This window comes from Methanothermobacter sp., from assembly GCF_049720995.1.
GTDB lineage: Archaea > Methanobacteriota > Methanobacteria > Methanobacteriales > Methanothermobacteraceae > Methanothermobacter.
On the sequence record NZ_JBNASF010000041.1, the window covers coordinates 1 to 6,738 of the forward strand.

The 6,738-nt window shown below is 46.0% G+C and carries 8 protein-coding genes; all 8 read right to left on the reverse strand.

What is annotated here, in order from left to right; genetic code table 11:
- Window positions 1–785 (reverse strand): XkdF-like putative serine protease domain-containing protein (locus ACPLJI_RS08755; protein WP_424741249.1); only part of this gene is annotated, 785 nt, incomplete at its 3' end.
- Window positions 786–865: 80 nt separating this feature from the next.
- Window positions 866–1,525 carry a hypothetical protein gene (locus ACPLJI_RS08760; RefSeq protein ID WP_424741250.1) on the reverse strand — a complete coding sequence of 220 codons (660 nt, stop codon included), beginning with the start codon at window positions 1,523–1,525 and terminating at the stop codon, window positions 866–868.
- A 90-nt stretch (window positions 1,526–1,615) separates the two neighbouring features.
- Complete coding sequence (locus ACPLJI_RS08765; RefSeq protein WP_424741251.1) at window positions 1,616–3,238, reverse strand: phage portal protein; 1,623 nt, start codon at window positions 3,236–3,238, stop codon at window positions 1,616–1,618.
- Window positions 3,231–4,622 carry a phage terminase large subunit gene (gene terL / locus ACPLJI_RS08770; RefSeq protein WP_424741252.1) on the reverse strand — a complete coding sequence of 464 codons (1,392 nt, stop codon included), beginning with the start codon at window positions 4,620–4,622 and terminating at the stop codon, window positions 3,231–3,233. The genes ACPLJI_RS08765 and terL overlap by 8 nt, the downstream gene beginning before the upstream one ends.
- Window positions 4,579–5,100 (reverse strand): hypothetical protein, encoded by a 522-nt coding sequence (locus tag ACPLJI_RS08775; RefSeq protein ID WP_424741253.1) that lies wholly within the window; start codon window positions 5,098–5,100, stop codon window positions 4,579–4,581. Before ACPLJI_RS08775 ends, terL begins: the two co-directional genes overlap by 44 nt.
- A 40-nt stretch (window positions 5,101–5,140) precedes the next feature.
- Entirely contained in the window at window positions 5,141–5,362 is a 222-nt protein-coding gene (locus tag ACPLJI_RS08780; RefSeq protein WP_424741254.1) for a hypothetical protein, read from the reverse strand.
- The gene (locus ACPLJI_RS08785) at window positions 5,359–5,496 is read right to left on the reverse strand and encodes a hypothetical protein (RefSeq protein ID WP_191216622.1); all 138 of its coding nucleotides are present in this window, start codon (window positions 5,494–5,496) and stop codon (window positions 5,359–5,361) included. Before ACPLJI_RS08785 ends, ACPLJI_RS08780 begins: the two co-directional genes overlap by 4 nt.
- Entirely contained in the window at window positions 5,486–6,139 is a 654-nt protein-coding gene (locus tag ACPLJI_RS08790; protein ID WP_424741255.1) for a hypothetical protein, read from the reverse strand. Before ACPLJI_RS08790 ends, ACPLJI_RS08785 begins: the two co-directional genes overlap by 11 nt.
- Window positions 6,140–6,738: the final 599 nt, after the last annotated feature.

Sequence of the window (6,738 nt, forward strand, 5' to 3'; positions counted from 1 at the left end):
AATATGCTTTTAAGCACGGATTTCTCATCCATCCTATCACCTCGTTTAATAGATAGGTATCTTGCTTTTGGGACTGCTGGCCTGTCAACAATAGAAACCGTTACAACGTCAAATGGCCAGCCAATATCTGCCAGTGTTGTTTTCTTCATGACTGCTGGAACGGCTGTGATGCTGAAACCCTGATATTTGCCCTGGACGATCCCTTTCCATGTGTCATCATCGTATACTTTTGCTGAGAGTATCCATGTGCCCTCAGGGAGTTCCACATCCCCTATCACTGTATCCTCTCTCAGGATGAAGGATTCCACTGGTTTCGCCACATTCTTGAAGCGGTGGAGGATGTCAATGTTCTGATAGTTCTCCATGAAATTGTAGGCTACTTCTTCGATCTGATCTTTGGTGAGGATATCCCCGTCCAGGTCATATTCATCTGGGACCAGGACCGGGCCTGTGACTATCCGCTGGTGCTTATCCACCTTAATTATCATGTTCTGTTGTATGCACTGCCCCTGGCATTTCTCAGTTTTTTCATCGATCATTTCAAGCAAACCCCCTGCAGCATTGAATATCTCATCGTTACGTGTTGCTCCCCGGGCCCCTGCAGCAGAGGCTCGTATAGCCCTGAGCGCCTGGATGTACACTTCACCTCCACGGCCATAAGGGTAGGCATAGGCCTCAGCGGTGTTGGGGTCGGCCTCAGGGTCCTTCCCGAGGTGGAATAGTGCATATTCCTCGATATCCTTGAAATCCTCAAGGTTGGGTTTCTCCCACTTGCCATCATTCACCTTCCCGGCTTGTATCAGTCCCTTGGCATGATCATATCCTTTCCTATTCAGTTTCCATGTCACAACCTATCACACTCCCATTAAATGTAGTAGTATGGTGGCGGTGGCGGTACGGCTTCAAAGTCGATCCCAACATCCCCAAAGTCCTCCATGATCTCATCATAATATTCAAGTTCAGGGCCGCTGTACTCTGAAAGGTCATCAATTGGGTTCCCCTCTTCATCACAGGGCTCCGGATGGCACCTACAAAAGGGGTGAGGTATGTGGGGGAATTCATCCACCCTATAGGGTGAAGCGTCCTCATAGTCTTGGCATGTCTCACAGACATGATCATCACCCATAGTCACCCAGTTCAGATATAATTCCCTGCCATAATCCTCCGCGTGCCGCCTGTACGCCTCTATCTCAGCATCTCTCTCAGCATCCCGGGTCAGGTAGATTACTGCAAGGCCCAGGAAATAGATAAGCCCCCTCATATCAGTCTCATCCTCTGATGGGGCCTCATCCATATCCTCATCCTTCATGTCCTCAAGGGCGGCTATGAGCTCATCATATTCCCTACGGGTCACACCATATTTTCTGATGAACTCCTCCCTTGTGAGGGCCTGCAAGTCATCTATGAACGCCTCTACACTGGAGACCCTCACCCGGTTCATGATATGCTCTGTGGAGTCCATGAAATCATCTATCATGGAGTTCAGCTTCTCTGGGTTGTAATCTATTCCTCCGGGACGTGCCATCATCTCACCATGAGATTGTTAGTAGGGAGCCGGCCAACCACCCATAAAAGCCATGTTAGGAGGGATTTGCAGCGGACAGGGGGTATTCTATTACAGTTCCCTCCATCCTATGACTTTGTAAAGGTAATGTCGTATCCGCTCCACTATATCATCCACAGAGGCTGCCAGGAGATCCTCATAGGCCTCTAGGTTTGATGGTTTGGGGGGGATCATGGAGACGCCCCTGTTGATGGCTGACATGGTCCCCATATCCCCTGCTATGCTGAGCATCTTCTTACCGTTTTCATATGCCTCCGCCCTAAAGTCCGATAAAACTTCATCGATTTTTTTCTTTTTATCCTCTAGTGGGGACTCTGAGGATATGATCTCCTGGATGCGGGGCTTGTACTTGGCATAGGTCCTCTTGATCTCATTGATCTGGTTCTTTTCATAGTTCCTCTTCTGCCGCTTCATAGCAGACTTGCCTATGCTAGATGGGACCATGAACATGTCAGGGCCCCCATCCAAACCAAAGAGTTTCTCCCTAACCTCAGAGGGGGTGAGAACACCACACTGCACCAGGAGAGCATAATTATGCACAAACTCTGATTCCATGAGAATCTCCTCATTGAAGACGAACCGGGCGCCAGGGTCCAGTTTGAGTTGTATGAAATCCGTTAAGACTGATGATACGATCTCCTGTTGGGGGCGCACAACAGATTCATAGTAGGTGCGCCTTGACACCTCAGCAAAATTACCACCCAATGGCCCCACGTCTATTATCCCCAACCTGTAAGGGTCGATCATATGGGCGGCGGCGATATCCTGTTTCTTTTCAGCCGCATATTCCCTGAAACTCAGTTCCTTCTGTGAAGTGTTGAGGGGGGTGAACGTAACTTCAACCGTGTCTCCCCCGGGGATTGAGAAGACAAGGGGGGTATGGGGGGCCTCCTTCAAGTACTTAAAGTTGTCCTCAATGAGGCCCTGAAGCACTGTTCGGCCTGTGGGTTCACCATCCGATCCTAATTCCATTTCATCCTCAAACTCCCCAGTCACAGTGATAACATAGCTGGGGATCGTGTAATTATCAAAAAAGGCGTAATTATACTCATCAATCTTTTGCATGGCCAGTATAGAGGGGGCTGCTGAGAGGTACCTGGGGACTCCATAGTAGCTGCAGATTGGTGAAGGCAGATGGATAAAGATAATCTCATTAGCCCCCACACCATCCTGATCCTCACCATTATCCGGGTTAACCTCCCCCTCATACCGGTAATCCTTAAAGTAGGTTACATGGATCCCATCCCATGTTTGCATGTACCTTGAACCATCCCTGTGCACCCGGACCGTATGGGCGGGGATATAATCCAACCGGACAGGCTCACCCTGATCATCCCTGACAACCTCCAATGTACAATAATTGAAGACCTGCAAATCCTCAAGGGCCTGAAGGAGGATGAACTCAAATGAGGGCCTACATGCCCTCAATAACTCCTCAACCCCACCATCATCACCATCTATCAGGTAGCCTGTACGGAGGATATCATTAGCCTTAACACTGCAGGCGCTGGCATGATAAGGATTCACCTGTAATAGTGAGAGTAGGACTAGTGGGTGGACCTTGGGTTCAACGTACTCCTCAAATCCATCCTCCTTAAGGGCCTGTGAATCCGTATCCCCCTTGATTGCCCGGTATTTCTCTAATGATTTGATTGATAAGTGATAATTAAACATGACTCATCCTCCTGAGAGGTCCGGAGATATAGATCTTCCTCTTCTTCCTCATCTCCATGGCCAATGTATTGAATGCTCCGCTGAAGGCATCGACCTGGTCGTCATGCACGCCCTCAGAAGGGAATGCTTCAAGTTCATCAAGGAATGCCTGTGTCCATGAGGCCCTTAAAACCTTAATGCGAAAGGATTCAGCATAACTGGATACTGGCAGGGCCCGTGTCGTCTTATCACCAGTTACCCTGTCCGCCCGGAGCGTGTAACCCTGCAGTAGACTCCGCAGGTAATCGGTGACAATCTTCCCAGAGGACCCTGGTTCCTCCTCCTTGGCTATGATGACTTCCCGGCCATCCTCCTCAGCGGTCCTCAAGACCCTGGCCTTCACCTCACCAGGGGATCCTCTGAATCGTTGAATATCAAGGACATAGTAGTAGTCATCCTGATCAACACCCATCAATAGGCCCACCGTGTAATCAGGATCATTCGAACCATCATGGGGGGTTGCTGCAAGGTCCCAGTACCTGAGTTTCATCACCAAGTCATGGGGTGGTGTGTCTATGATCTCAAACCATTCCCGCCTGAAAACCCCGCCCTGGATGCTAACATCCCAGTCACCCTCTTTTAGTTGCCGACGTGTGACATGGTCCAGCATATCAAGGGCCTCCTCATACTCATCACGGTTCAAGTAGGGGTTCTCTCTCCAAGTGGAGGGGATGAATGTTTTCTCACCGCTTATGAACCGGGTTTTAACCCAGTCATGTCCCACCCCCCCAGGATTGCTTGTGGCTCTGAAGCGTAGGGGTATAGGGTCATCCGCTTCTTTTCTTAATGACCTGAACATGAACCTGTACTGAGACTCCAGGAACTCTGTGAGTTCATCGAATGCGATATAATGATATGATGACCCCTGGTATCTGTAGCGGTCCTTTTCATGTTCCATATGCCCAAACTGCAATGCAGCGCCGGAGGGGAATGCCCACCGTTTTTTCTGTTCATTCCACTCTGCATCCGTCGCACCCAACCACTCATGGGCCATGTCTATAAGGCCTCCTTCCTGGCTGAGCTCAGGATAGGTTCGGCGCAGGATTAGGGCGGCGTAATCAGAGTAATGAACATACTGCAGGGCCCCCATAAGTAAAGCCACTGATTTACCGCCACCTGCAGCACCACCATACAGGACTTCACGTTCATCTGACAATAAAAACTTACTTTGTTTATGGAAGGGGTTCACAGGGATATATGGGTTCAATATTATCGTCGAATAGAACAGCTTCAATTCCCCGTCAGAGAGGCCCTGGAGGATGCTCCGAATATTCTCTGATTCTTTCAGTTTCTTTTTCCAGTCAGCCACCTTCAACTTCAGCCTCTTCATCATCCAGGCCTTCATCCATACCCTCATCCTTCAGGTTCTTCGTGGCCGACACAAGATCCTCCAGCAAATCCTCCAGTTCACCACCACTTTCACGGTGTTCATGTATCTCAGTAGGATCCCCCAGGCCTAATGCAATTGCTAATCCAAGGTTATGGAGGTCCTTAGATGTCCCTAAGGTGAGGCCTTCCCCTCCATTCTCGATGGATTCAATGTAACCCTCCAGTGTGAGGCTGCAAGCCTTAAGGTATTTGCTCCAGAGGTCAGCATAGTACTCCTTTGACTCCTCTGATAATTCTTCACGCGCTCTTCTGATTTCCTGGAGTTGTTTTTTCTCGTACTGGTATATCCTCTCCCGCCACCTGAGTTTGGATGACCATCCTCTGATTGTGTCATATGAGTATCCGAATTTTTCAGCGACTTTTTTCAGGTTTCTTTTGTCGCCAAGGGAGTAGTAGTATTCGAATGCTTTTCTTTGGGTTGGTGTTTCTTTCATGTGGGATCTTGTGTTTGTTTGTGTGATTTTGTGGGTGGGGTTATATTGTGCGTATGAGTGTGATGATTATGGGGATGATCAGGGCTGTTAGGAGTATCATGGTGATTTTGTGGTAGGCTTTGAGGGTTGCTATTTCTGCTTGGAGGTCTATTAGCATTTTATGGGTCTCTTTGATGTCGATGATGTCGTATTCAATGTTTTTCAGTCTTTCCTCGAGGCTTGTGATTCTCTCTTTTTGTATGCATCCATGTCCCCCTTTCATGTTGTTTCTCCTGGGCGGGCTATGTATCCTGCGATGGCCCCGATACATGCAGAGCCTAATTCGTATTGTTTGAAGTATAAGGATATCATCCCCAATATTATCAGGCCTGTGAGTCCTAGTGCTTCACGATCCAATTTTTGTCACCTCAGTTCTCTCCTCATAATTCAAATCATTAGTATTCTTAGTTGATGTTAATACTAGATCCTCTAATAAATCAGTAAAATCTGAAAATAAATATAAAGTATCCTCTGATACATGCTTTAAAGATAGGTAGTAGTCTGTTATAAGTTCATCAAGTTTTTCTTTATCTATATTACCATCAATAGCATTATCAAGCCATGATAAGAGTTCATTATGAACCCCATAAAAAGGCCTATAATTAATGGGAGTTTTTTCATTATAAACCCAATCTCTAAAAGAATCCCTGCGCTTCTTAAAGTGATTTTGATAGCTTAAGATTATCCTTTTAATTTTAATTAGAATATCTTGAGGGTCTTGAGGGGTATTAACTAACAAAGGGGTATTTATTGATCCTAAATTAAGCTCATCATGAGCTGGCGCGCGTTTGCCTAAAAATTCATTTACTTGGGGAGAGTAAAATCCATGTTTATAATATCCCCATACAAATCCATCCACAGGGTATCCTAATTCTTGGAATACTATAACAATTAACTTGTTCAGCCTGGTTTTCCCTAAATACTTGTATTCTGACTCATTAAAGACCTCTCGAGCCACATAGATTACCAAATCACAAAAATTTTCACAATCCATATTCAAAACCATCTCCTTGATACAAGTATCTATCTTATATTTAACATATATTATTTTCTACTTTAAAGAAATAGAAAGATATATATGACATCCCTTACATTTTTAAGTGTTTCAGCAGAAGAACACCATCCAATAGAACAGGAATATGCTGATAATAGTAAAAAATATACAGCAAAAGGGGACACATAGTAACTATGGAACAAAAAAAGACACGTAAAATAAGAACTACTATAACGGTTCCAGAAGACTTGCACACCAAATTCAGAATCATCGCTTCCGTAAAATACAATAAGAGACCATTCAATACGGCCCTATGCGAGGCCATTCAAATGTACATCGAGGAAAATAAAGAAATCCTCAAAAAACTCCTAGAATAACATTTACTTCTAATGCATAGTGAGTACTCTGCAAGTCCGTATGCTTGAGTTTATAACCACGTGCGTGCAAATCATTGTTTGCAGGGTGCTCTCCAACATGTTCAGAGTTTTACTAGTTTCACGTTGGGAATACTCAGGGGTACTCTCGTCAATGTATGTACAAAGAAAAAAAGATGTATGTACATCTGGGAAGGTATCCTTGGGGAGTTATGTACAGTCGACTGTACA